Annotated in this window: 23 protein-coding genes; 11 read left to right on the top strand and 12 right to left on the bottom strand. The window is 69.9% G+C overall.

Annotated elements, in window-relative coordinates; translation table 11 throughout:
- Positions 1 to 124: 124 nt before the first annotated feature.
- From serC to CU254_RS34990, 10 genes are all read right to left on the bottom strand, one after another.
- Positions 125 to 1,249, bottom strand: a complete 1,125-nt coding sequence (serC, locus tag CU254_RS35035; RefSeq protein WP_009083862.1) for a phosphoserine transaminase — start codon at positions 1,247 to 1,249, stop codon at positions 125 to 127.
- A gap of 225 nt (positions 1,250 to 1,474) precedes the next feature.
- The gene (locus CU254_RS35030) at positions 1,475 to 2,821 is read right to left on the bottom strand and encodes a serine hydrolase (RefSeq protein ID WP_037715815.1); all 1,347 of its coding nucleotides are present in this window, start codon (positions 2,819 to 2,821) and stop codon (positions 1,475 to 1,477) included.
- 43 nt (positions 2,822 to 2,864) lie between these two features.
- Complete coding sequence (locus CU254_RS35025) at positions 2,865 to 3,800, bottom strand: PfkB family carbohydrate kinase (RefSeq protein ID WP_009083854.1); 936 nt, start codon at positions 3,798 to 3,800, stop codon at positions 2,865 to 2,867.
- Entirely contained in the window at positions 3,793 to 5,199 is a 1,407-nt protein-coding gene (locus tag CU254_RS35020; protein WP_078561180.1) for a cytosine permease, read from the bottom strand. The genes CU254_RS35025 and CU254_RS35020 overlap by 8 nt, the downstream gene beginning before the upstream one ends.
- A 36-nt stretch (positions 5,200 to 5,235) precedes the next feature.
- Entirely contained in the window at positions 5,236 to 6,225 is a 990-nt protein-coding gene (locus CU254_RS35015) for an ADP-ribosylglycohydrolase family protein (RefSeq protein WP_009083851.1), read from the bottom strand.
- Positions 6,222 to 6,962 (bottom strand): GntR family transcriptional regulator, encoded by a 741-nt coding sequence (locus tag CU254_RS35010; protein ID WP_009083849.1) that lies wholly within the window; start codon positions 6,960 to 6,962, stop codon positions 6,222 to 6,224. Before CU254_RS35010 ends, CU254_RS35015 begins: the two co-directional genes overlap by 4 nt.
- Before the next feature lie 45 nt (positions 6,963 to 7,007).
- Positions 7,008 to 7,631: a response regulator transcription factor gene (locus tag CU254_RS35005; protein WP_009083847.1), complete on the bottom strand. Its 624-nt coding sequence runs from the start codon at positions 7,629 to 7,631 to the stop codon at positions 7,008 to 7,010.
- The gene (locus tag CU254_RS35000; RefSeq protein ID WP_199786070.1) at positions 7,628 to 8,815 is read right to left on the bottom strand and encodes a sensor histidine kinase; all 1,188 of its coding nucleotides are present in this window, start codon (positions 8,813 to 8,815) and stop codon (positions 7,628 to 7,630) included. Before CU254_RS35000 ends, CU254_RS35005 begins: the two co-directional genes overlap by 4 nt.
- A complete protein-coding gene (locus CU254_RS34995) occupies positions 8,794 to 9,609 on the bottom strand; it encodes an ABC transporter permease (RefSeq protein WP_009083841.1) in 816 nt (271 codons plus the stop codon). Before CU254_RS34995 ends, CU254_RS35000 begins: the two co-directional genes overlap by 22 nt.
- Complete coding sequence (locus tag CU254_RS34990) at positions 9,606 to 10,445, bottom strand: ABC transporter ATP-binding protein (RefSeq protein WP_009083840.1); 840 nt, start codon at positions 10,443 to 10,445, stop codon at positions 9,606 to 9,608. The genes CU254_RS34995 and CU254_RS34990 overlap by 4 nt, the downstream gene beginning before the upstream one ends.
- Positions 10,446 to 10,597: 152 nt before the next feature.
- Here CU254_RS34990 and CU254_RS34985 point away from each other — a divergent pair, with 152 nt between their 5' ends.
- Together CU254_RS34985 and CU254_RS34980 are read left to right on the top strand one after the other, a co-directional pair.
- The gene (locus CU254_RS34985; protein WP_037718487.1) at positions 10,598 to 12,304 is read left to right on the top strand and encodes an SDR family oxidoreductase; all 1,707 of its coding nucleotides are present in this window, start codon (positions 10,598 to 10,600) and stop codon (positions 12,302 to 12,304) included.
- 14 nt (positions 12,305 to 12,318) lie between these two features.
- The gene (locus CU254_RS34980) at positions 12,319 to 12,900 is read left to right on the top strand and encodes a TetR/AcrR family transcriptional regulator (protein ID WP_037715808.1); all 582 of its coding nucleotides are present in this window, start codon (positions 12,319 to 12,321) and stop codon (positions 12,898 to 12,900) included.
- Positions 12,901 to 12,961: 61 nt separating this feature from the next.
- Here the strand turns inward: CU254_RS34980 and CU254_RS34975 are convergent, their stop codons facing one another.
- Entirely contained in the window at positions 12,962 to 14,101 is a 1,140-nt protein-coding gene (locus tag CU254_RS34975; RefSeq protein ID WP_009083832.1) for a citrate synthase 2, read from the bottom strand.
- Between the two features lie 469 nt (positions 14,102 to 14,570).
- Between CU254_RS34975 and CU254_RS34970 the strand changes: the two genes are divergently transcribed.
- The 6 genes from CU254_RS34970 to CU254_RS34945 are packed head-to-tail and all read left to right on the top strand — an operon-like array spanning position 14,571 to position 19,012.
- Complete coding sequence (locus tag CU254_RS34970) at positions 14,571 to 14,873, top strand: urease subunit gamma (RefSeq protein ID WP_009083830.1); 303 nt, start codon at positions 14,571 to 14,573, stop codon at positions 14,871 to 14,873.
- 10 nt (positions 14,874 to 14,883) lie between these two features.
- Entirely contained in the window at positions 14,884 to 15,189 is a 306-nt protein-coding gene (locus CU254_RS34965; RefSeq protein ID WP_037715807.1) for an urease subunit beta, read from the top strand.
- Positions 15,189 to 16,910, top strand: coding sequence for an urease subunit alpha (locus CU254_RS34960; RefSeq protein WP_037715806.1), 1,722 nt, complete (start codon positions 15,189 to 15,191; stop codon positions 16,908 to 16,910). Before CU254_RS34965 ends, CU254_RS34960 begins: the two co-directional genes overlap by 1 nt.
- On the top strand, positions 16,910 to 17,596 hold the full coding sequence (locus tag CU254_RS34955) for an urease accessory protein UreF (RefSeq protein WP_037715804.1): 687 nt from the start codon (positions 16,910 to 16,912) through the stop codon (positions 17,594 to 17,596). The genes CU254_RS34960 and CU254_RS34955 overlap by 1 nt, the downstream gene beginning before the upstream one ends.
- Positions 17,586 to 18,287, top strand: coding sequence for an urease accessory protein UreG (ureG, locus tag CU254_RS34950; RefSeq protein ID WP_009083826.1), 702 nt, complete (start codon positions 17,586 to 17,588; stop codon positions 18,285 to 18,287). Before CU254_RS34955 ends, ureG begins: the two co-directional genes overlap by 11 nt.
- Entirely contained in the window at positions 18,284 to 19,012 is a 729-nt protein-coding gene (locus CU254_RS34945; RefSeq protein ID WP_037715795.1) for an urease accessory protein UreD, read from the top strand. Before ureG ends, CU254_RS34945 begins: the two co-directional genes overlap by 4 nt.
- Here CU254_RS34945 and CU254_RS34940 read toward each other — a convergent pair.
- The gene (locus CU254_RS34940) at positions 18,977 to 20,653 is read right to left on the bottom strand and encodes a cytosine permease (protein WP_009083824.1); all 1,677 of its coding nucleotides are present in this window, start codon (positions 20,651 to 20,653) and stop codon (positions 18,977 to 18,979) included. The two genes, CU254_RS34945 and CU254_RS34940, sit on opposite strands and share 36 nt — an antisense overlap.
- 246 nt (positions 20,654 to 20,899) lie before the next feature.
- Between CU254_RS34940 and pdxH the strand changes: the two genes are divergently transcribed.
- The 3 genes from pdxH to CU254_RS34920 all read left to right on the top strand — a co-directional run bounded on the left by pdxH (position 20,900) and on the right by CU254_RS34920 (position 23,880).
- Positions 20,900 to 21,565 (top strand): pyridoxamine 5'-phosphate oxidase, encoded by a 666-nt coding sequence (gene pdxH, locus CU254_RS34935; protein WP_037715794.1) that lies wholly within the window; start codon positions 20,900 to 20,902, stop codon positions 21,563 to 21,565.
- A gap of 440 nt (positions 21,566 to 22,005) precedes the next feature.
- A complete protein-coding gene (locus CU254_RS34925; RefSeq protein WP_037718484.1) occupies positions 22,006 to 23,283 on the top strand; it encodes an MFS transporter in 1,278 nt (425 codons plus the stop codon).
- Positions 23,284 to 23,319: 36 nt separating this feature from the next.
- The gene (locus CU254_RS34920; protein WP_037715793.1) at positions 23,320 to 23,880 is read left to right on the top strand and encodes a DUF3558 family protein; all 561 of its coding nucleotides are present in this window, start codon (positions 23,320 to 23,322) and stop codon (positions 23,878 to 23,880) included.
- Positions 23,881 to 23,882 lie beyond the last annotated feature (2 nt).

The following is a 23,882-nucleotide window of genomic DNA, read 5'->3' as shown; positions in this document are numbered from 1 at the left end:
AGATCGGCGACCGCCGTGACACGCCGACCACGGTCCGTCACGAACGAGTGGTCATCGACGCGAACCGCCCCGCGAGCCGGGGTGGCTGGCGGGGCGGTTTGGGCGTTTTCGGCGCGTTGTGGATTCAGCCGAGCCGTTCCACGACGTATTCGATGCTCTGGGTGAGCTTGGTGACATCGTCCGGGTCGATCGCCGGGAACAGGCCGACGCGCAGCTGGTTGCGGCCCAGCTTCCGGTACGGCTCGGTGTCGACGATCCCGTTGGCGCGCAACGCCTTCGCGACCGCGGCCGCGTCGACCTCGTCGGCGAAGTCGACCGTGCCGACGACCTGCGAGCGCAGCTCCGGGTTCGCCACGAACGGCGTGGTGTACGAGGTTTTCTCGGCCCATTCGTACAGCCGGGTCGAGGATTCCTTGGTGCGCGAGGTGGTCCAGTCGAGGCCGCCCTGGCCGTTCATCCACTCGATTTGCTCGGCGAGCAGGAAAAGCGTGGCGACGGCGGGGGTGTTGTAGGTCTGGTCCTTGCGCGAGTTGTCGAGCGCGGTGGTGAGCGACAGGAATTCGGGGATCCAGCGGTCGCCGCCGCCGATCTCGCCGATCCGCTCGATCGCGGCGGGCGAGGCGAGCGCGATCCACAGGCCGCCGTCGGAAGCGAACGACTTCTGCGGCGCGAAGTAGTAGACGTCGAAGTCCTCGGCCTTGACCGGGAGGCCGCCGGCGCCGGACGTCGCGTCGATCGCGACCAGCGCGCCGTCGCTGCCCTCGGGCCTCCGCACCGGCACCGCGACGCCGGTGGAGGTCTCGTTGTGCGCCCAGCCGACGAGGTCCGCGCCGTGGGAGTAAGCGATCTCCGGCGCGCTGCCCGGGTCGGCCTTCACCACGATCGACTCGCCGAGGAACGGGGCCTTGTTCGTCACGGTCGCGAACTTCGACGAGAACTCGCCGTAGGTGAAGTGCTGGGCGCGCTCGCGCACGAGGCCGAACGCGGCGGCGTCCCAGAAGGCGGTCGTCCCGCCGTTGCCGAGGATGACCTCGTACCCGTCCGGGAGGGAGAACAGCTCGGAAAGCCCGGCGCGCACGCGGCCGACGAGCGACTTGACCGGCTTCTGCCGGTGCGACGTGCCGAGGTAGGTGGAACCGGACCGGGCGAGGGCGGCGAGCTGCTCTTCGCGAACCTTCGAGGGTCCGCAGCCGAAGCGGCCGTCGGCCGGCTTGAGGTCTGCTGGGATCGTCAACTCAGCGTCGGTCATGTGCTTAGTCTCTCAGGTCGGGACAACGCAGGTAACGGCGGTTGGCGGGTGTCCGGCATGTGGAATCCTGACGGAAACGCACGGTTGCCGCCCGGGTTGCGCTCTTCGGCTTGGCGGCGTTGGGACGGCCGTGGGACGCGACTGCGCTGAACGGCGGGCGGGCCGCGCCGCGAGTACCCGGCCTGGACGCCGACGAATCCGGCGTCCAGGCCGAAGCGGGACGAATCAGCGCCATCCGCCCTCGTCCAGCCCGCCGGGGATCGGCGCGGCCGGGTCGTACGGCGTGCGGCTGAAGATGAACGTCGCGAGGTTCAGGTGGTTCGCCGTCCCGTCCGCGTCGCGGCCGACGGTGAGCGTTTCGCCCGCGTAGTAGCCGTCCAGGCCGATCCAGGTGTCCGGGCCCTCGGGGCGGAACCGGGAGGCGCGCCCGGCGCCGACGGCGGGGTTCAGCGAGATCAGGCCGTCGCCCTGCACGCGCAGGAAGTACGGCGACGGGCCCCAGTGCCACAGCCCGGTCAGCGCGAGCAGGTCCGGGTCCACAGTGGACGGGAACCACTCGTCGGGCAGCGCGGGCTCGAGGTCGTCGGCGGTGGTGATCAGGTCGAGGCAGAGCTGGGTGATGCCGACGCCGCCGGTCGAGTTCGCGAGGCACAGCGCGCCGGTGCCGGTGCGCGGGTCGACCAGCGTCGCGGCGAGGAAGCCGGGCATCGAGCCGGTGTGCCCGGCCAGGTGCCTGCCCTGGTAGCGCACGACCATCAGGCCGAGGCCGAACCCGGTCGACCACACCTCGGTGTCGTCGACGGTGTTCATCGTCCGCATTTCGTCGACGGTGTCGGCGGACAGCACGTCGCCGGTGTGGCCGCCGAGGAACGACGTCCAGCGGCCGAGGTCGGTGACGGTGGACCAGAGCTGGCCGGCCGGGGCCATCGCGCCGGCGTCCGGCCACTTCTCCGGCAGCAGCACGTCGGCGAACGGGTGCACGGCGAATCCCTCGGCGTGCGCGCCTTCCGGATGCGGCGTCGTGCGGTTCATGCCCAGCGGGGTAAGGATTTCGTCGCGCACGACGTCGAACCACGGCCGCTCGCGGTGCCGGGCGACCAGTTCGCCGAGGACGCCGTAGCCGACGTTCGAGTAGTGGAATTTGGAGCCGGGACGCAGCTTCGTCGCGTCCTTCTCCAGGCTCGAGACGAGCGCCGCCCAGTCCGCGCCGGGCGAGCGTTCCCACCATTGGCCGGGCGATTCCGACGTGAGGCCCGAGGTGTGCGACAGCAGTTGCGCGATGGTGACCGAACCGAACGCGGTGCCCGGCAGGTGCCGCTCCAGCGGGTCGGTCAGGTCGAGTTTGCCCTCGTCGCGCAGCCGCATGACCGCGGTCGCGATCATCGTTTTGGTGATCGACCCCAGCCGGTACTGCGTGTCGTCGTCCGGGCGCCGGTCGCCGACGCGGCCGCGGGCGCCGGACCAGACGACCTCGCCGCCTCGGACGACGGCGGCGACGAGGGACGGGGCGCGACTGACGGACTGCTCGTGTGCGAGCCGTCGGTACAGGGCGAGTTCGGTGGTGTCGAGCATGGCCGTCATTCTGCCCGGGCAGGTCCGCCGGGCAGCAGGGCCGTCAGCGTGCGCGCCGGAGTGCTTCGTCGATCATCTCCGTGGTCGGCGCGGTCGCCGGTCCGCGCTGGGTCACGGCGAGTGCCGCGGCCACGTTCGCGCGCCGGGCGGCCTGCGTCAGGTCGTTTCCTCGCGCCAGTGCCGCGGCGAGCACCCCGCCGTGTGCGTCGCCCGCGCCGTTGGTGTCGACGGCGGCGACCGGGTAGGCGGGCACGTTCGTCGCCGAGCCCGGCGATTCCGCGGTCGCGACCCAGCAGCCGGTGCCGCCGGTGCGCACGATCGCGGCTCGGCCGCGCACCCGTTTCGCCAGTTCGGGCGCGGCCGAGGCGGGATCTTCGCGGCCGGTCAGGAGGCGGGCTTCCCGGGCGTTCGCGGTGAGGATGTCCGTGCGCGCCAGCACCGCGGCGACCGTCTCGGGAGCGAGGTCGCCGATGAGCGGAGACGGGTCGAACAGCACGCGGACCGGCGCGGGCAGATCCGCCAGCCAGCCCGGCAGCGCATCCGCGTTGCTCCGGTGGGCCAGGCTGTATCCCGAGACGTACACCAGATCGGCCGGGCGCACGGCGATCCGGTCGAGATCGGCGCGGGTCAGGCGGCCTTCCGCACCGGCCGAGGTGACGAAGGTGCGCTCCGCGGTCGCGTCGACCATCGCGACGCAGTAGCCGCTGTCGGTTTCGGCGAGGCCGGGCTGCACGACCTCGAACCCGGACGACGCCAGCGCGGAGCGCACGACGTCGCCGAACGGACCAGTGCCGTACTGCCCGCCGAACACCACCGGCAACCCGTCCCGATGCGCGGCGATCATCGTGTTGTAGCCGCCTCCCGCGGTGAGCGTGCTGGAGGAGGCGACGACGTCGCCGCCGGGTTCCGGGATCGCGTCGACGGTCAGGACGAGGTCGACGATGACGTTGCCGGTGAAAACGAGCCGGGGGTCAGCCACGGGTCTGCTCCGCGTCGGCCGGCGCGGGAGCGTCCAGCCGGCCGCGGGCGCCGCCGAGCGCGAGATATCCCGCTGCTCCCACGGCGAACGCGACGATCCAGGCGATCCCGCTCTGCCCGGCGGCGAGCAGCACGTAGCCGCACACTGTTGCCGCGAGCCAGGAACCGGCCGCGCGCCATTCGATGCCGCCGGTGTACCAGTACCGACCGCCGCGGCCCATGTCCAGCAACGCTTCCGCGTCGTACCAGCGGCGCTTGAGCAGGTCCGCCAGGAACACCGCGAGCCACGCGGTGATCGGGATGGCCAGCAACGAGATGAAGCTGATGAAAGGTCCGTAGAACGAATCCGCGATCAGCATGAAGTAAATCGACCCGAGGAAGGTGACGACGACGTCGACCGCCACCGCCCACACGCGCGGGATGCGCACGCCGAGCGTGAGGGTCGTCAGCCCCGCCGAGTAGACCGAAAGGTGGTTCGACAGCAGCAGCCCGCCGAACGCGGCGATCAGGTACGGCACGGCCATCCACGACGGCAGCAGGTCCCGGATGGCGGCCACCGGGTCGCCCGCGGTCGCCAGTGCCTTGTCGCCCGCGCTCAGCAGCGCGCCGAGGCCGATCAGGACGACGAGCGGGATGCCCGCGCCCGCCGCGCTCGCCGCGACCAGATGTGCCGTCTTGGCACTGGTTTTCTGGTAGCGCGCCATGTCCGCGCCCGCGTTCGCCCAGCCGATCCCGGTCCCCGCGGCCATCGTGCCGATGCCGACGAGAACCGCGCCGAACGACCCGCCGGGGATCGCGGTGACCGCGGACCAGTCGACGGTGGCGACGAGCGCGACCGCCACGACGATGTTGAGCGCCCCGAAGATCCACGTGGCCCACTTCTGGATGACGAGGATCGCCGCGTGCCCGAGCCCGGACACCAGCAGGGTGCAGATCTCGAAGAGCGCGATGGCGGCCAGCGCCAGCAACGGCACGGTCTTGCTGTCCGCGGAACTGCCGAACAGCAACGAGAACAACGACAGCAGCACGAACGCCCCGGTCGTCGTGTTCACCGTTTCCCAGCCCAGCCGGGAAAGCAGCGACACGAACGTCGGGCCCGCGTTGCCGCGCGGGCCGAAGACCGCGCGCGAAAGCGTCATGCTCGGCGCGCCGCCGCGGCGTCCGGCCGTGGAGATCACCCCGACCACGGCGAACGATCCCGCCGCGCCGACCACCGCGACGATCAGCGCCTGCCAGATGTCCAGGCCCTGTATCGCGACCAGCGTCGCGCCGAGCGGCAGCCCGAGAATGGAGATGTTCGCGGCGAACCACACCCAGAACAGCTGGAGCGGGTTGCCGTTCCGCTGGTTCTCGGGCACCGGCTCGATGCCGCGTTGTTCGACGGCGGAAAGAGTGCGCATCGGGATTCCCAACATCGTCGGTGGTTCGGGGAGGGGTCAGGCGCGCAGCGCGAGCAGATCGCGGGCGAGGCGCGCGAGGTCGAGGTCGTTCGCCTCGTCCAGGACGACGCGTTCCCGGTCCGGCCACACCGCCGTACCGTGCGTCGCGCCGAGAATCGCGCCGGCCATCGCGGCGACAGTGTCGGTGTCTCCGCCTAGTCCGGCTGCGACGCAAAGCGTGTCCCAGGGATCGTCGGCCGTCGCGGCGAGCGCGAAGGCGGCGACGACGGATTCCTGCGACGCCACCGAAGTGCCGATCACTTCGGCGACCGCGTCCGCCCGGCGGGACGCGGGAAGTGTTTGGAGATAAGGGATTGCCCAGCGCAACCGCGGGCCGATCTCGCCGCCTGCCGCCCAATGTCCGCGCCGGGCGCCTTCGTCGGCCGCGGCGATCGCGATCTCCACCGCTTCGGCCAGGTCGGCACCGTCGACACCGGCACTCACTGCGGCGCCGACGGCCGCGGCACTCGCGATGCCCAACGAGGTGTTGTGCGTGGCGACGCTGGTCGCCTCGACCGCGTCGACGAATTTCGGCACCGAACGGGTCGAGCGCACGATGCCGAGCGGGGTGATCCGCATCGCCGCGCCGTTCGTCGTCCCGTACCGTCCGGCTTCCTCGGCGGGGAGGCCGTCGGACAGCCGTTGCAGCGCGGATTTGGTGCTGGGGCCGAGAAGATCGAGCGATCCGCGTTCGGCCATGGCGGCTTCCCAGTCCAGGAGCCGCTCGGCGAACACGGCCACGTCGACCTGTCCGGAACCCTCGATCAGCAATTGGGCGAGCAAGACCGCCTGTTCGGTGTCGTCGGTGACCGACCCGGCGGGCATGCCCGCGGCGATCTTCTGCCGGGGACCGGCGGCGAGGAACCCGCGGATCGGCCCGTAATCCTCCTGGATTTCCCGCCGGGACATCGACTGCGTCGGCATCCCGAGCGCGTCGCCGAACGCGAGGCCTTCCAGCGCGCCGAGCGCGCGATCGGCCGCGCTCACCGGGCCCCGCCGAAGGTCGTGTGGAGCCGGAACCGTTTCGGGTCGAGCCAGCTGGTGACCTTTTCGACGAACCGGCCGTCCGCGTCCCAGGAGATCCGCACCGCGTGCAGGAACGCCTCGTCCGGACGCCTGCCGAGCAGTTCGGCGTCGGCGGATTCGAGCGGGGCCACCGCGATCCACTGTTCGCCGCGGGCCGGGGTCAGGCCCTCTTCGGCCATTGTCGCGGTCAGCGAGTCGTCGACCAGGCCCTCGACCGGCACGTCGGCGATCCGGCCGAGCGCGGGGACGCGGCTGCGCTCCAGCGAGACTGCGGTGCCGTCGGCCAGCCGGCGGACCCGGTCCAGCGCGAGGAATTCCATGCCCGCCGACGACACCGACGCGGCGAGTTCGGGGTCGACGACGAGCTGCGCGCGCACGATCTCGGCGCGCACCGCCGCGCCGATGACCGCGAACGCGTGGCCCCAGCTCGATTCGGCGCCGAGCGGCCGTCCGTCGAAGGTGACGAACGAGCCGACCCCGGTCTGCGTGTCGATCAGGTCTTCCTCGGCGAGCGAGCCGAGCGCCCGGCGGATCGTGCCGCGGCTGACCCCGAACCGCTGCGCCAGCTCGTTCTCGCCGGGCAGCAGCGCGCCGTTGCCGTACGTGCCGGCGAGGATCTCCGACCGCAGTTCGCCGGCGATTTCCTGGCGCTTCAGCGTGCCGCGCCGTCGCTGGTCCGGGCTTTCGTGCTCCACCATGCCGCGGACGGTACCTGTACAGTACCTGTACTGTCTAGCCTCGGCTCAGCCGAGCAGGTGCCGGTCCAGCGCCGTCGTCACCGCCGCCGTGCGGTCGGAAACGCCGAGCTTCGAGAACACCCGCAGCAGGTGCGTTTTCACCGTTGCCTCGCCGATGTGCAGCTCACGGCCGATTTCCGCGTTGGTGCGGCCCTTCGCGACCAGCCGGAGCACTTCCACCTCGCGCGCGGACAGCGGCGACACCGGTTCCGGGTTCCGCATCCGGTGCACGAGCTTGCCCGCGACCGACGGGGCCAGCACGGTCTCGCCGCGGTGCGCGGCCCGGATCGCCCCGGCCAATTCGGTGCGCGACGCGTCTTTCAGCAGGTATCCGGCCGCGCCTGCCTCGACCGCGCGCAGGATGTCCGCGTCGGTTTCGTACGTGGTGAGCACGACGATCCGGCGCGCGGGTGTTTCCTTGAGGATCGCGTGGATCGCGCCGACGCCGTCGAGGCCCGGCATGCGCAGGTCCATCAGGACGACGTCGGGTTGTTTCACGCGGTCGAGCGCCACCGCCTCGTCGCCGGACCCCGCCTCGCCGACCACGGTGAGGTCGTCCTCGGCTTCGAGCATGCCGCGCAGTCCTTCGCGCACCACGGGATGGTCGTCGACCAGCATGATCGTGATCACGCGGGCACCTCCAGTTCCAGTTCGGTGCCGCCGTTCGCGCCGGTCCGCACTTCCAGGGCACCGCCCACCTGCTCGGCCCGCGAACGCATGCCGCGCAACCCGAATCCGGCTCCGTCGACGTCCGGGGCGAAGCCGCATCCGTTGTCCGCCACCCGCAACCGGATCGCTCCGTCCACAGCGGACAGCCGGACGCGGACGAGGCTCGCGCCCGAATGCTTGCGCACGTTGGACAACGCTTCTTGCACCGCGCGCAGCAGCACGACTTCGACCGCAGTGGACAGTGGCGGCAGCGCATCGTCCACTTCGCACTCCACCGGAATGCCGCTTTCCTCGGCGAGCCGGTCTGCCTGCCGCTGCACGGCTTCCGGCAACGAACCAGCGGCCAAATCGGACGGTGCGAGCGCGGCGACCATCGCGCGGGCCTCGGCGAGATTCTCGCGCGCCGTGCGTCCGGCGAGCGCGAGATGCTTGCGCACCGCGGACAGGTCAGTGTCCAGTTCGGACTCGATCGCCTGGGTCAGCGTGATGATGCTGGTGAAGCCTTGGGCGAGCGTGTCGTGGATTTCCCGTGCCAGCCGTTCGCGTTCCGCCGCGGTGCCCGCTTCCCTGGACAGCCGGGCGACTTCGGCCTGGCTGGATTCCAGTTCGCGAATCAGCTCTGCGCGGGCGCGGCTCTGCCGCAGGACGTCGCTGGTGAACTTCCCGGCCAGCACGCTGAAGACGATGAGGATCGCGGTCATCGGCAGCAGGACCGACAGCAACTGGTTGTCCCAGCCGCCGTTCAGCACCGCGGAGACGGGTTCGAGCAGGATCAGCAGCGTCGTCGCCACGATCCCGGGGCGCAGTTCCAGCAGCATGAACACCAGCGGGCAGGCGAGGAACAGCACGAAGCTCGCCGTGGTGGTCGCGAGAATGGCGGTGGCGCTCAACGCGATCAGCGCCACCGCCGCGACGACGCGGGCGGTCCCGTTGTCCTCGCCGTGCACGACGCGGCGTCCCACGGCCAGATATCCGACGGCGATCGCGCCCAGCGCGGCCTCGGCGGTGCTCTTCGCCGCCGCCGAACCGTCGTTGAGGAGCACCAGGAGCGCGGTCGCCGCGTAGGCGACCGCGAACAGCACCTCCCAGGACCAGTACGACCGCTCCCACGCGTCGGCCTGGGTCACTTCGCTTCGTTCGTCCACCGGAACGTCACCCTCGCGAGCACCAGGCCCACCACGCACCACACCGCCAGCACCAGCGCCACCTTCGGAAGCTCCCATGTCCCCGCCATTTCCTGGGTCGCGGCCTCCGGCGGAAGGAACACCGAGCGGAAGCCCTGGCAGATCCATTTCAGCGGGAAGAACGACGCGACGTCGACCATGATCCTCGGCAGGTTCGTGATCGGCGTGACGAACACCCCGGAAATGAACTGCAGCACCAAGTACACCAGCTGCACCAGCGCCACGGTTCCGGCCGCGGAACGGGCGACCGAGCTGATCGCGATGCCCAGCAGCGTCGAGGAGACGATCCCGAGCAGCAGCACCCAGACCAGGGTCAGCCACTTCGCCGGATCGGACGGCAGGTGCAGCCGGAACATCAGCATCGCCACCGCGGCCATCAGGACGGTCTGTGCCACGCTGGTCGCCGCGACCATGATCATTTTGCCGACGAAATAGGCCGCCGCGGGCATCGGCGTGCCGCGCAAGCGTTTCAGCGCCCCGATTTCCCGGTCCGCGGCGATGCCGATGCCGACGCTGTTGAACGACGTCGACACGATGCCCGCGCCGATCATCCCGGCGGCGAGCAGCTGTCCGGACGAGACCCCGGACTGCGCGGTCGGGCCGTCGAGGATGGAGCCGAGCAGGATCATCAGCACCGCGGGCAGCGAGAAGGTGAACACCACCTGCTCGCGGTTGCGGAAGAACTGCCGCAGTTCGAGCGCGCCGCGGGCGAGGCCCAGGGGGAACGTGCCCGGCACGGCCATGGTCGCGGTCATGGTTGCTCCCCGATCAGGTCGAGATAGACGTCTTCCAGGCTGGGGCGCGTCACGGTGAGCCCGGCGAGTTCCCCGCGGTCGGCGGCGAGTTGCGAGACGAGCTTCGTCGGGAACTGCGTGCGTTCCTCGTGACTGCCGAGTTCGTCCTGCCACCGCACGACGGCCTCGGCGCGTTCCCGGCCGGCGAGCGTCGCCGGCGTCCCCTCCGCGACGACCGAACCGCGCGCGATCACTGCGAGGCGATCGGCCAGCGCTTCGACCTCGTCGAGATAGTGCGTGGTCAGCAGGATCGTGGTGCCCTCGTGGGCGAGCCCGTCGATGAGCCCCCAGAACTGCCGCCGCGCCTCGGGGTCGAAACCGGTGGTCGGCTCGTCGAGGAACAGCAATTCCGGACGGCCGACGATGCCGAGCGCGACGTCCACGCGGCGGCGTTGCCCGCCGGACAACGACTTCACCCGCGCGCCCGCCTTCGCGGTGAGGCCGACCTGGTCGATCACCTCTTCCGGATCCCGCGGGTTCGGGTAGTACTTCGCGAAGTGCCGCACGGTCTCCGCGACGGTCAATTCCGCCGCGTCGGTCGCTGTCTGCAACACGATGCCGAGGCGGGCGCGCCACGCGCGGCCCGCGGTGCCCGGGTCCTCGCCGAGGACGACGGCTTCGCCCGCCGTCCGCTGCCGGTGCCCCTCCAGGATCTCGACGGTCGTCGTTTTGCCCGCGCCGTTCGGCCCGAGCAGGGCGAACACCTCGCCGTCGGGGATGTCGAGATCGATCCCGGCCACGGCGAGGTGACCCGGGTACTCCTTGCGCAGTCCGCGCACTCGCACTGCTGTGCTCATGCCGTCCAGCGTGCTCCGGCGCGGACGGCTCGCGGGACGTCCGGGCAGTGGAATCCGGCTGTCCGTCGAACGGTGGACACGCTGGTTTCCCGTGGAACCACGGCGCTCGCTGTTGACAAGTTGTCTAACATGACAAGATGTCTCACAAGCAGGTGACTGCCAGCGACGGAGTCCGCCTTTCGGTCCGGGTGAGCGGCAACCCGGACGGGCCCACAGTCGTGCTCGTGCACGGATATCCGGACAACAGCTCGATGTGGGACGGCGTCGCCGAGGAGCTGCGCCGCGAGCACTGCGTGGTCGTCTACGACGTGCGCGGCGCGGGCGAATCCGACAAACCGCGAGAGCGCCGGGCGTACCGGCTGGACCAGCTCGCCGACGACCTCGCCGCGGTGGTCGACGAGGTGCAGCCGTTCGGGAAGGTCCACCTCGTCGCGCACGACTGGGGTTCGATCCAGGCGTGGCACGCGGTCACCGGCGACCGGCTGCGCGGCCGGCTCGCCTCGTACACCTCGCTTTCCGGGCCCAGCCTCGACCACGCCGGCGCGTGGTTCCGCGATCAGCTGACCCGCCCGACGCCGCGTCGCATCGGGCACGCCTTGCGGCAGTTCCTGCACTCGTACTACATCGTCGCGTTCCAGGTTCCGCTGATCCCGGAACTGTTGTGGCGCACGGGAATCATGCGCACGCTGATCCGGAAGCTGGAGCCCGCCGAAACGTCGCCGAAGACGATCGACGGCGTACATGGCCTGAAGCTGTATCGGGCGAACATGGGCCCGCGGTTGTCCCGGCCGCGCCCGCGGCCAGCCGAGATTCCGGTGCAGGTGCTGGCGCCGACCGGCGATTCGTATGTCACCGCGCCGCTGCAGACCGAGGTCGAGCGCTGGGTGCCGGACCTGCATGTCCGGCGCGTGATCGGGTCGCACTGGATTACCCGGACCAAGCCCGAAGTCGTTGCTGCTGCGGCGGCCGAGCTGATCGCGTCGGTGGAAACCGGCGAGGAAACGCGGGCATTGCGGCGTGCGCGGGTCGGTGGCGCGAGCGGTCGCTTCGCGCACCATCTCGTGGTCGTGACCGGCGCGGGCAGCGGGATCGGCCGGGAGACCGCGCTGGCGTTCGCGGCCGAAGGGGCCGACGTGGTCGTCAGCGACATCAACGGCGATTCGGCCGCGGAAACCGCGAAACTGGTGCGGGAGCGCGGAGTCGACGCCGGTGAGTACACAGTGGACTCTTCGGACGGCGAGGCGGTCGCCCGGTTCGCCGAGCAGGTGCGGGACGAGTTCGGCGTGCCGGACATCGTGGTGAACAACGCCGGGATCGGCATGTCCGGCCCGTTCCTCGACACGACGATCGAGGACTGGGAGAAGGTCGTGGACGTCAACCTGTGGGGCGTGATCCACGGGTGCCGCGCGTTCGCGCCGATGATGAAGGAACGCGCCGAGGGCGGGCACCTCGTGAACCTCGCGTCCGCCGCGGCCTATCTGCCGTCGAAGATTCTCACCGCTTACGGCACCACGAAGGCCGCCGTTCTCGCGTTGAGCAATGGCTTGCGCGCGGAGCTGGCCGCCGACGGAATCGGCGTGACCGCCGTTTGCCCGGGGCTGGTGAACACCAACATCACCAAGACCACCACGTTCGTCGGCGTCGACGAGGTCGAAGAGAAGCGGCGGCAGAAGGAATCGTCGAAGCTCTACGCCCGGCGCAATTTCGGCCCGGAACGAGTGGCACGCGACATTCTGCGCGCGGTGGAGAAGAACGTCGCGATCCAGCCGTCCACTCCGGAAGCGAAGGTCGCGCTGGTCCTTTCGCGACTGACGCCGGGTTTGCTGCGTGCGGCGGCGAAACTGGACGTCACGCCGTGAGCCGTCCGCGCCGGATGACCGCGCAGGCCCGGCGGGACGACCTGATCGCGGCGGCACTGGATCTGTTCGGCACCCGGGCTCCGGAATTGGTCACGGTGGACGACATCGTGGCGCGCGCCGAGGTGTCGCGGCCGTTGTTCTACCGGTATTTCCCGAGCCTGCGCGAACTGCAAATGCAGGCGTTGCGCACGGTCACCGACGGTTTGGTCGACCGGCTCGCGACGCTTGAGGAAGGCCCGCCGGAAGAACGCCTGCGCGCGGCCGTGCGCGGTCTGGTCGACGTTGCCGCGCATTACCGCGAAGGCTATGTCGCGTTGCTGCGAAGCGGTTCAGTCATCGCCACTTCGGAGACGGACGCGGCGATCGACGAGGTCCGCAACCGCGCCGTCGAGTTGATCCTGGAAGCGCTGGCGATCCCCGAACCGTCGCCATTGGTGCTGCTGACTTTGCGCTGCTGGACCGCCGTGGTCGAGGGCGCTTTGTTGTCGTGGCTTCAAGAAGGCACGGTCGCACGGGAAACGCTGGACGGCTGGCTGGTCGACCAGCTCACCGCGATGCTCGCCGCCACCGACGCGCACGTGGCCACAACGCCGTGAAGGGCTCCTTGAGGGAATCAGATTCCCTCAAGGAGCCCTTCACGGACTTGGGTCGGCCGGCTCAGATCTGGGTGACGCTGTCCCAGCCCTCGACCTCGGACGGCGTGCGCGGGCCGGGGCCGACGTACTTCGCCGACGGACGGACCAGGCGGCCGGTCTGCTTCTGCTCCAGGATGTGCGCCGCCCAGCCGGCGGTGCGCGCGGAGGAGAACATCGCCGGCATCATGTGCGGCGGCACCTTCGCGAAGTCCAGGATCACCGCGGCCCAGAACTCGACGTTGGTCTCGATCGGGTGGTCCGGACGGCGTTCGCGCAGCTCGGCCAGCGCGGCCTGCTCCAGCGCGGCGGCCACCTCGTAGCGTTCCGCGCCCAGTTCCTTGCAGGTGCGGCGCAGCACGCGGGCCCGCGGGTCCTCCGCGCGGTACACGCGGTGGCCGAAGCCCATCAGCCGTTCCTTGCGGTCGAGGATGCCCTTGACCAGCGCGCGGGCGTCACCCGTGCGCTCGACCTCCTCGATCATCGGCAGCACGCGCGCCGGGGCGCCGCCGTGCAGCGGGCCGGACATCGCGCCGATCGCGCCGGACAGCGCCGCCGCGACGTCCGCCCCGGTGGAGGCGATGACGCGCGCGGTGAAGGTGGAGGCGTTGAGGCCGTGCTCGGCGGCGGAAACCCAGTACGCGTCGACCGCCTTGACGTGCGCCGGGTCCGGCTCGCCGCGCCAGCGGATCATGAACCGCTCGGTGATCGACTTGGCCTCGTCGACCCGCGACTGCGGCACCGCGGGCTGGCCGATGCCGCGCGCCGACTGCGCTACGTAGGACAGCGCCATCACCGAAGCGCGGGCGAGCTGGTCGCGCGCTTCCTCGTCGGTGATGTCGAGCAGCGGCCGGTAGCCCCAGATCGGGGCGAGCATGGCGAGCGCGGCCTGGACGTCGACGCGGACGTCGCCGGTGTGCACCGGAAGCGGGAACGGCTCGGCGGGCGGAAGCCCGGTCCCGAACCGGCCGTCGACCAGGAGACCCCATACGTCGCCGAAGGTCACCTTCCCGGCGAGGTCCTCGATGTCCACGCCGCGGTAACGCAGCGCACCGCCGTCCCGGTCGGGTTCGGCGATTTCGGTCCGAAACGCGACGACGCCTTCGAGTCCGGGCCGGAACCCGTCGTCGGCTTCGTTGGTGGTGCTGATCGTGGAGGTAGTCACTCTTCGCGAACCCTTTCGATGCGCATTCCCCGGCTGTGTTGTGCACGCGCGGACGGGATACACGCTGGCTCCTTGCGCGCCTCATCGCACGGTGGGACAAACCATGCTCCCTTTGCCCGGCTGGGGCAACGGAAGATGTGGTGGTTTCGGTCACGATTACGAGAACGATTCAGTCCAGGTGAGCCCCGTACGCCACTTTCTCCCGTCCGGGGAGGTGGCCGCAGACTGGTACCCCGGTGGACCGCGGGTGAACCCCGCCTTGCCGAAGGCGGACGGGATCACGCTCGGTGTTCGGCATGGCTGCGTGGCGTGCTCAGGAGGGTGGCTGGCGCCGCTGGGCCGAAAGTGCGGAATCGCTGCCGGGTTGTCCGAATTCTTTTCGAGTCCGTCGGACTGGCGCTCTCCGCGCCACGTAAACACTGCGTTGCCGAATCAGGCGGAGCGGTCGCTCCGGTGGTAGACCTTTGCCATGCACCTGAGCCCGCAGGAACGCGACAAACTGCTGGTCCACGTCGCGGCGGACGTTGCTCGCAAACGGCTCGAACGCGGACTTCGGCTCAATCATCCCGAAGCCGTCGCGCTCATTACCGACTACGTCCTGGAAGGCGCTCGCGACGGCCGCACGGTCACCGAACTGGCCGCGGGCGGGCGTTCGGTGCTGACTCGGGCGCAAGTGCTCGACGGGGTGCCGGAAATGGTCGAGTCGGTCCAGGTGGAAGCGACCTTTCCGGACGGCACGAAACTCGTCACGGTGCACGAACCGATTGCTTGAGGAGGAATTCTTGCGGCCAGGCGAGATCATTCCCGGCGAGGAGCCGGTGCCGCTCAATCCGGGGCGCGCTCGGGTCCGGCTGCGCGTGCGCAACCTCGGCGACCGGCCGGTGCAGGTCGGTTCGCACTATCACTTCGCCGCGGTCAATCCCGGGCTGGAGTTCGACCGCGAAGCCGCCCGCGGGCACCGGCTCGACGTGCCCGCCGGGACCTCGGTGCGGTTCGAGCCCGGTATTGACCGTGAGGTCGACCTGGTTCCGCTCAGCGGAAACCGGCGGGTGCCGGGGCTGCGCGCCGAATACGCCGGGGAGTTCTGATGCCGGAGATTGACCGTGCCCGCTACGCGGAACTGTTCGGCCCGACCGCGGGCGACCGGATCCGGCTCGCGGACACCGACCTGCTGATCGAAGTGACCGAGGACCGGTCGATCGGTCCCGGCGGCAGCGGCGACGAGGTGCTTTTCGGCGGCGGGAAGGTGATCCGCGAGTCGATGGGCCAGGGCATGGCGACCCGTGCCGAGGGCGCGCCGGACCTGGTGATCACCGGCGCGGTGATCCTCGACCACTGGGGCGTGGTGAAAGCCGACGTGGGCGTCCGGGACGGGCGCATCGTCGGCATCGGCAAGGCGGGCAACCCGGACACTATGGACGGTGTTGACCCGGCACTGGTGATCGGGCCGTCCACGGAAGTGCTGGCGGGCAACGGAAAGATCCTCACCGCGGGCGGCATCGACTGTCACGTGCATTTCATCTGCCCGCAGCTGGTCGACACCGCGCTCGCGGCCGGGCTGACCACCTTGGTCGGCGGCGGGACCGGGCCGAACGAGGGCACCAAGGCGACCACGGTGACTCCTGGTGCGTGGAATCTCGGCCGGATGCTGTCCGCAATGGACGGTCAACCGGTAAATGTGTTGCTGCTGGGCAAGGGAAACACCGTCCGGCACGACGCGTTGCGGGAGCAGTTGGCGGCCGGAGCCGGCGGGTTCAAGCTGCACGAGGACTGGGGTTCGACACCCGCCGCGATCGACGCGTGTCTCACCGTCGCCGACGAATCCGGCGTCCAGGTCGCGATCCACACGGACACGCTCAACGAGGCCGGGTTTCTGGAGTCCACTGTGGAGGCGATCGGCGGCCGGTCGATCAACGCCTACCACACCGAGGGTGCCGGCGGCGGGCACGCACCGGACATCATCGAGGTGTCCGGGATGGCGAATTTCCTTCCGTCGTCGACGAATCCGACGCGGCCGCACACCGTCAACACCCTCGACGAGCACCTCGACATGCTGATGGTGTGCCACCACCTGAACCCGTCGGTGCCTGAGGACCTGGCTTTCGCGGAAAGCCGGATCCGGCCGAGCACGATCGCCGCCGAGGACGTCCTGCACGATCTGGGCGCGATCTCGATGATGAGTTCCGATGCGCAGGCGATGGGGCGGATCGGCGAGGTGATCATCCGGACCTGGCAGACCGCGCACGTGATGAAAGGCCGCCGTGGCGCGCTTCCCGGCGACGGCGCCGCGGACAATCTGCGTGCCCGTCGCTATGTCGCGAAATACACGATCAACCCGGCGATCGCGCACGGAATGGACGCGGAGATCGGCTCGGTGGAGATCGGCAAACTCGCCGACCTGGTGTTGTGGGAACCGAAGTTCTTCGGCGTGCGCCCGCACGTGGTGCTGAAGGGCGGCTTCCCGGCGTGGGCGGCGATGGGGGACGCGAACGCTTCGATCCCGACGCCGCAACCGGTGCTCGCCCGGCCGATGTTCGGTGCCGCCCCCGCGGTGGCGGCCGCGTCCAGCCTGCATTTCGTGGCCCCGGAAGCGCTGGATTCCGGCCTGGCCGAACAATTCCGGATCGCCCGGCCGTTGGTTCCGGTCGCCAATACCCGCCGCCGGACGAAAGCGGACATGGTGCTGAACGACGCGACCCCGGAGGTGCGGGTGGATCCAGACAGCTTCGCGGTGCGCGTGGACGGAGAGCTGATCGAACCGCATCCGGTGGCCGAATTGCCCATGGCGCAACGGTATTTCCTCTTCTGATGGATCCGGTCTCCCTCATTCTCGCCGATTCCCGGTTCCCGGGCGGCGGCCACGTGCATTCCGGCGGCTTCGAAGAGGTGGCGGCGCGAGGTCTCGTAAGGTCCGAACGCGACTTGCCGGGATTCCTCTTTGGACGGTTGCGTACCGCGGGTCTTCTCGCCGCCGCGTTCGCCGCCGCCTCCGCGCACGCGGCGGCCCGAGCCGTCGAGAGAGGCCATTGGCGACGGCTCGATCAGGAACTCGACGCCCGCACGCCCTCGCTCGCGCAACGGGAAGCGTCGCGAGCGCAAGGCCGAGGCACCGCGCGAGCCGGCCGTGCCGCGTGGCCGTCGTCCGCGCTGTCCCAACTGCTCGCCGAGACTCCCCGGCCGCACCATCCGATCATCACCGGCGCGCTCGTCGGCACCAGCGGCGGCAGCCCCTTGGACGCGGCCACGGCGGTCGCCTACCTCGCGGTGAGCGGCCCGGCGAGCGCGGCAGTCCGGTTGCTCGGGCTGGACCCGTTCGCGGTGAACGCGGTGGTCGCGCGGCTCGCCGGGCCGTTGCGGGACGTGAGCAGCCAGGCCGCCGAAACCGCCGGTGCCGATCCGGCCGAGCTGCCCGCCCCAGCGTCTCCGGCGCTGGATTTGTTCGCCGAGGAACACGCTCGGCATCATCAGGAAGAGGTGCGTCTCTTTGCCAGCTGAACACGGTCACGGGCATTTCCACGCGGTCAACTTCGACCCGACGGCCGCCGAACCGGACCACTACGACGCGGCGCCGACCGCCGGGCGGGCGTACCGGATCGGGATCGGCGGTCCGGTCGGCAGCGGCAAAACCGCGCTCACCGCCGCACTCTGCCGCGCGCTCGGCGACGAGCTGAACCTGGCCGTGGTCACCAACGACATCTACACGACCGAGGACGCCGACTTCCTCCGCCGGGCGGGCGTGCTGGACCCGGAGCGGATCGAAGCGGTGCAGACCGGCGCCTGCCCGCACACCGCGATCCGCGACGACATCACCGCGAACCTCGACGCGGTCGAACGGCTGGAGGAGAAGTTCCCCGGCCTGGAGCTGGTCATCGTGGAAAGCGGCGGCGACAACCTCACCGCGGTGTTCAGCCGGGGGCTGGCCGACAGCCAGATCTTCGTGGTCGACGTCGCGGGCGGGGACAAGGTGCCGCGCAAGGGCGGCCCCGGCGTGACGACCGCCGACCTGCTGGTGATCAACAAAACCGACCTCGCCCCGCTGGTCGGCGCGGCCCTGACCGTGATGACCTCGGACGCCCACCACATGCGCGGCGACCTGCCGGTGTTCACGCAGTCCCTAGTGGACACTCCGGACGCTCCCGCCGTGGCGGACTGGGTGCGTTCGCTGGTGCCGGTCCGGCAGGGGTGAAGGCGCACGCCCGCCTGGTCGCCGTCCTCGACAACGGGCGGACGGTGCTGCGAGAACTGAAGTCGATGGCACCGCTCACGCTCGTCCCGCGTCGCCAGCGCGGCACCGGGGCGGTGGCGCACCTGGTCAACTCGGCCACCGCTCCGCTCGGCGGCGATGAACTGAGGCTCGAGATCCGCGTCGAGGCGGGTGCGGAGCTGAAGCTGTCCGGCGTCGCGGCGACCCTCGCCTTGCCCGGTCTGCGCGAGGTCCCGAGCTTGTCCACTGTGGAGGTTGTCGTCGAGGACGGCGGTTCCTTCGAGTACCTGCCGGAGCCGACCGTCGTCACCGCTCGCGCCGACCACGTCGCGGTGCTGCGCGCCGACCTGGCCGCCGACGCTCGGTTCCGCACCCGGGAAGTCCTTGTCCTCGGCCGAGAGGGCGAACGTCCGGGCCGGTTGTCCTCGACAGTGCACGTGACCTGCGGCGGAGTGCCCGCACTTCGGCAGACGCAGACCGTCGGTGAGGCGCTTTTGGACGCCAGCCTCGCGGTCCTGGCCGGACAACGGGTGCTCGTGACCGAGGTCGAATTCGGCGGACCGCCGCGGCGAGCGGAGTCCGGACCGTGGTGGTCGCGGACCCCGCTCGCCGCGGGCGGCACGCTGACGACCGCGCTCGGTCCGGACGTGGTGAGCGCGTCGAGACTCGGGTTACCCGGCGGTGCGGAAAGTCGGCTCGGGCAGTGAGACCGGGCCGGCGGTGCGGCACATGTCGTGGCAGCTGCTGTCGAGCGTGCAGCACAGCGAGCAGATCGCGCCGCCCTGGTTGGCGCAGTCGGCGATGTCCGGCAGTTCGTACGCGTCGCCGCAGACCGAGCAGGTGTGCGTGGCGGTGAGGTCCGGTTCGACCTCGGGGCCGGAAACGAGGTTGGGCCGCACCAGGTAGTACCGGCCGCGGGTGGCCACCGCGAGCGCCGGCACCAGCGCGACGGCGATCACCAGCGCGAGCAGCGGGCTGAAGGCCGCCAGATACTCGCCGAACGCGCCGAAGTACGCCGCGATCGACACCGCGGAGGCGAGCACCATCGCGCCGAACCCGACTGGGTTGATCTTGTGCAGGTAGGCCCGCTTGAACTCGATGTAACGCGGGGAAAGGCCGAGTGGTTTCGCGATCACGAGGTCCGCGCACACCGCGCCGATCCAGGCGATCGCGACGTTCGAGTAGAAGCCGAGGATCTTGTTCAGGAAACCGAACGCGCCGAACTCCATCAGCGCGAGCGCGATCCCGCAGTTGACCAGCACGTACCAGGCGCGGCCCGGATGGCGGTGCAGGACGCGGGAGAAGAAGTTCGCGAAGGAAAGCGAGCCGGAGTACGCGTTCGTCGTGTTGATCTTGATTTGCGAAACCACCACGAACAACGCGGCGAAGGTGAGCGCGGCCGGTCCGAGCGCGGGCCGCACCGCCTCGAGATAAGGCGCGATCGGCTCCAGCGCGGCGGTCTTGCCGACCGCTCCGAGCGCGAGGAAGGCCAGCAGGGCGCCGCCGATCTGCTTGGCCGCGCCGAGCACCACCCAGCCCGGTCCGGCGGCGAGCACCGCGGCCCACCAGGAGCGCTTGTTCTCCGCCGTTTTCGCCGGCATGAACCGCAGGTAGTCGGCCTGCTCGCCGATCTGCCCGATCAGCGACAGCGCGATGCCCATCCCGAACCCGAAGCCGACCGCGGAGAAGCCGGAACCCGCGCCGTCGATGCCGCCGAACGTCGCGAACTCGGCGAATCGGCCGGGTTCCCGCACGAGCACGACGACGAACGGCAGCACCAGTCCGGCGATCCAGATCGGCTGCGTCCAGGTCTGCATCTTCGCGACCGCGCCCATCCCGTAGAGCGCGAACGGCAGCACGATCAGCGTCGCCAGCAAATAGCCGATCGGCAGCGGAATGCCGAGCGCCAGCTGGAACGCCTGACCCATGATCGAGCCTTCGAGGGAGAAGAAGATCACGGTGAAACTGGCATAGACGAGCGAGGTGAGAGTGGACCCGAAGTAGCCGAATCCGGCGCCGCGGGTCAGCAGGTCCATGTCCACGCCGTAGGTCGCGCAGGCGCGCGCGATCGGTACGCCGGTCACGAAGATCACCACCGCGGCCGCCAGGATGGCGAGGACTCCTGAGGTGAAGCCGTAGGACAGCACGATGCTGGCGCCGATGGCGAAGTCGGCGAGATAGGCGATCCCGCCCAGCGCGGTCGTCGCGACGACGAACGGCGACCAGCGTCGGAAGGACTGTGCGGCGAAGCGCAGCGAGTAGTCTTCGCGTTTTTCGTTCGCGGCGAGCGGGGCGTAGGTGCGCTGGGGCTTTCGCGTGCCGTCGCGTTCGGACAGAGTTTCGGTCATCTGGCCTGCCTCCGTGACTGGGGACGGGTGCCGGAGCAGGTCGAAAGGTAGGTGCGGCCTGTATCGATCAGGGACCAGCCCGTGAACGGCGCGTTACAACTCGGCGTCCTGCGGTTACGGCCCGATGGCGGGCCGGGCGTGGCAGGAGTCACCGTTCGGTGGGTTTCGCCGGGACCGGCGACCCAATACCGTCGCTGGATAGCCGTGATTCGACACCCTCACCAGGGGTAACGGAGGTTGGGCCGGATGACACCGGAGATCGACGAGGCGGTCGTGCGGCTGCCTGGCATGCGGGTGGCTTACGACAGCGCGCCGTTTGACGAGTCCGCGCTCGCGGCCACGTGGCATGACCAGCTGGAAAGCTGGCTGAGCCAGGCGGTGTCCGAAGCGCTCGCGGAACCCAACGCGATGGTGCTCGCGACCGCCGACGCCGAGGGGCGGCCTTCTTCGCGGACGGTGCTGTGCAAGGGCTTCGACGACCGCGGGGTGGTTTTCTACACGAACTACACGTCGGCGAAGAGTCATGACCTGACTGCCACGCGCTATGCGTCGGCCACTTTTCCCTGGTATCCGCTGCATCGTCAGGTGACGATCCGGGGCGAGGTCGAGAAGGTCAGTGCGGACGAGACGGCCGCTTACTGGGCTCAGCGGCCGCGGGGGTCGCAGCTGGGGGCTTGGGCTTCGCCGCAGTCGCGGGTGGTTGAGGGGCGGCGGGCGTTGGATAACGCGCTTCGGAATATCGAGCGTCGGTTCGCCGATGTTGAGGAGATTCCGGCGCCGCCGCATTGGGGCGGGTGGCGGATTCGGCCCGACTTCGTCGAGTTCTGGCAGGGGCGGGAGGACCGGATGCACGATCGGCTTCGGTTCCATCGGACGCATGACGGGTGGCAGGTGGAGAGGTTGGCTCCCTGATCTTTCGGCTCGTCGCCCTGGCGGGCGACATTGCCGGGTTTGTGGTTGCTTGGGCACCCCGATTTTTTAGTGTGACTACGGCGCTGGGGTGCTTGTCAAGGCGGGAAAGATGCCTTGACAAGCACCCCAGCGCCGTGTTTTTGGCTTCGTATCGGGGGCGGGGGAGGTGTGGGTGCCTTTTTGGGTGCATCGGTGCGGTTGTCGGGTGGTGGGGCTAGCGCCCCAATGTGGCATTGGGTGCGTGGGACGCACCGAACGCCACATTGGGTGCATCTGACGCACCCAATGTGGCATTGGGGCGCCTCGTTCCGCGTTGCCAGCTGGCGTCCGGCCAGGCTAGAGGCGTCCCGGATACCGTCTGGGCCAGCATGCGGGGAAAATCACCTGCGCCAGCTTCGTTAGCGCAACTAAGCTGATAGCTCGTGACTTCAGAACCGGGGATACGCCCGCCCCGTACCGGGGCTCGCAAGCTCCTCGGCCGGATTGTCGTCGATACTCGTCCGCTGAGGATTCCGGCGTTTCGGCGGCTTTGGCTGTCCACCGCGGTGACTGCGGTGGGGTCGCAGCTCACTGCGGTCGCGGTGCCGAAGCAGGTTTTCGATATCACCGGCTCGTCTGGTTACGTCGGGCTGACCGGGGCCGTCGCGCTTGTTCCGTTGCTCGTGTTCGGGCTGTGGGGCGGGGCGATCGCGGACGCGGTCGACCGGCGGAAGCTGCTGCTCGTCACCAACGTCGGCGTCGCGGTCACCTCCGCGCTGCTCTGGCTCCAGGCGTTCACCGGGATGCACTCGGTGTGGTTCGTGCTCGGGCTGCTCGCCGCGAACCAGGCGTTCTTCGCGATCAACATGCCTACTCGCGGCGCGGTCGTCGCGCGGTTGGTGCCCGCCACGCTGCTGCCGTCGGCGAACGCGCTCAACACCACGATGGCCACGTTCGGCGCGGTGTTCGGGCCGCTGTTCGGCGGGGCGCTGATTCCGGTCATCGGACTGTCCACTTTGTACTTGGTGGACGTTTGCGCGTTGGCGATCACGTTGATCGCGGTGTGGCGGCTGCCCTCGATTCCGCCGCTCGGCGAGGGGGCGCGCAAGGCCGGGATCGGCTCGGTGATCGACGGGTTCCGTTATCTGGCGCACCAAAAGGTGCTGCTGGCGTCGTTCGTCGTGGACATTATCGCGATGGTCGCGGGCATGCCGCGCGCGTTGATTCCGGAGATGGCCGAGCGGACGTTCGGCGACCAGCCCGGTGGCGGTCCGGCGCTCGGCCTGCTCTACGCCGCGCTCCCCGCGGGCGCGATGCTGATCGGGTTGTTCTCCGGCTGGCTGCACCGGGTGCAGCGGCAGGGCGCGGCGGTCGTGATCGCGATCTGCTGCTGGGGCGCGGCGATGGCGGCGTTCGGGCTCGCGCATTCGCTGTGGCTGGCCGTCGTGTTCATGGCGCTCGGCGGCGCGGCGGACATGGTCAGCTCCGTCTACCGCCAGGCGATCCTGCAGACCGCCACCACCGACGAGATGCGCGGGCGGCTCCAGGGCGTCTTTACCGTGGTCGTCGCGGGCGGACCGCGGATCGCCGACCTCACGCACGGCTGGTCCGCGGCGGCGTGGGGGACCAAGGTCGCGGCGACCGGCGGCGGGTTGCTGGTGATCGTGTTGGTGGTGGCCTCGCTGGCCGTTCTGCCCGGATTCTGGCGGTATCGGGCTCCGATGGAGGAGGGGCACTGACAGGGGCGTTACTGCAAACGGAATAGCATGCCCGATATGCGTGCATATCCGATCGCTCTGCTGATCTCCGCCGCCGCTGTCCTTACCGCCTGCTCTTCCGGCGAGCAGAAAGCCGCCGCACCGGCCCCGCCGCCCGCGAGCAAGGCCCCGGCCTCCTCGTCCGCCCCGGCCGCCAAGACCGCCGATACCTGCTCCCTGCTGCCGTCCGACGACGTCAGCAAGGCGATCAAGATCCCGAACATCACCGCCAAGGCCGGGCCCGCCCACGACAACCCGAGCAACGGCGGCAAGGCCACGAGCTGCGAATACGTCGTCGAGGGCAAGACCGCCGGCGCGCTCGCGGTGACCCGCTACGAAGGGCGCAAGGCCAAGCCCGCCGACATGATCGACGCGATCAAGAAGGCCAAGCCGGGCGCGGTCGACGTGCCGGGCTTCCCGGACGGCGCCGTGTTCTACACCGACGAGCAGAAGACCGCGACGCTCGCCGCGGCCAAGGTGTCCAACGGGGTTCCGGTGCTGGTCAACTACACCGGACCGGTCAAGATGACCAAGGAAATGATGACCCCGCTCGTGCACACGGCGGTCGCCAAGGCCTGACC

This window comes from Amycolatopsis sp. AA4 (genome assembly GCF_002796545.1).
GTDB lineage: Bacteria > Actinomycetota > Actinomycetes > Mycobacteriales > Pseudonocardiaceae > Amycolatopsis.
The sequence above is the reverse complement of the archived record's forward strand: the minus strand, read 5'-3'. Positions and strand labels throughout refer to the sequence as shown.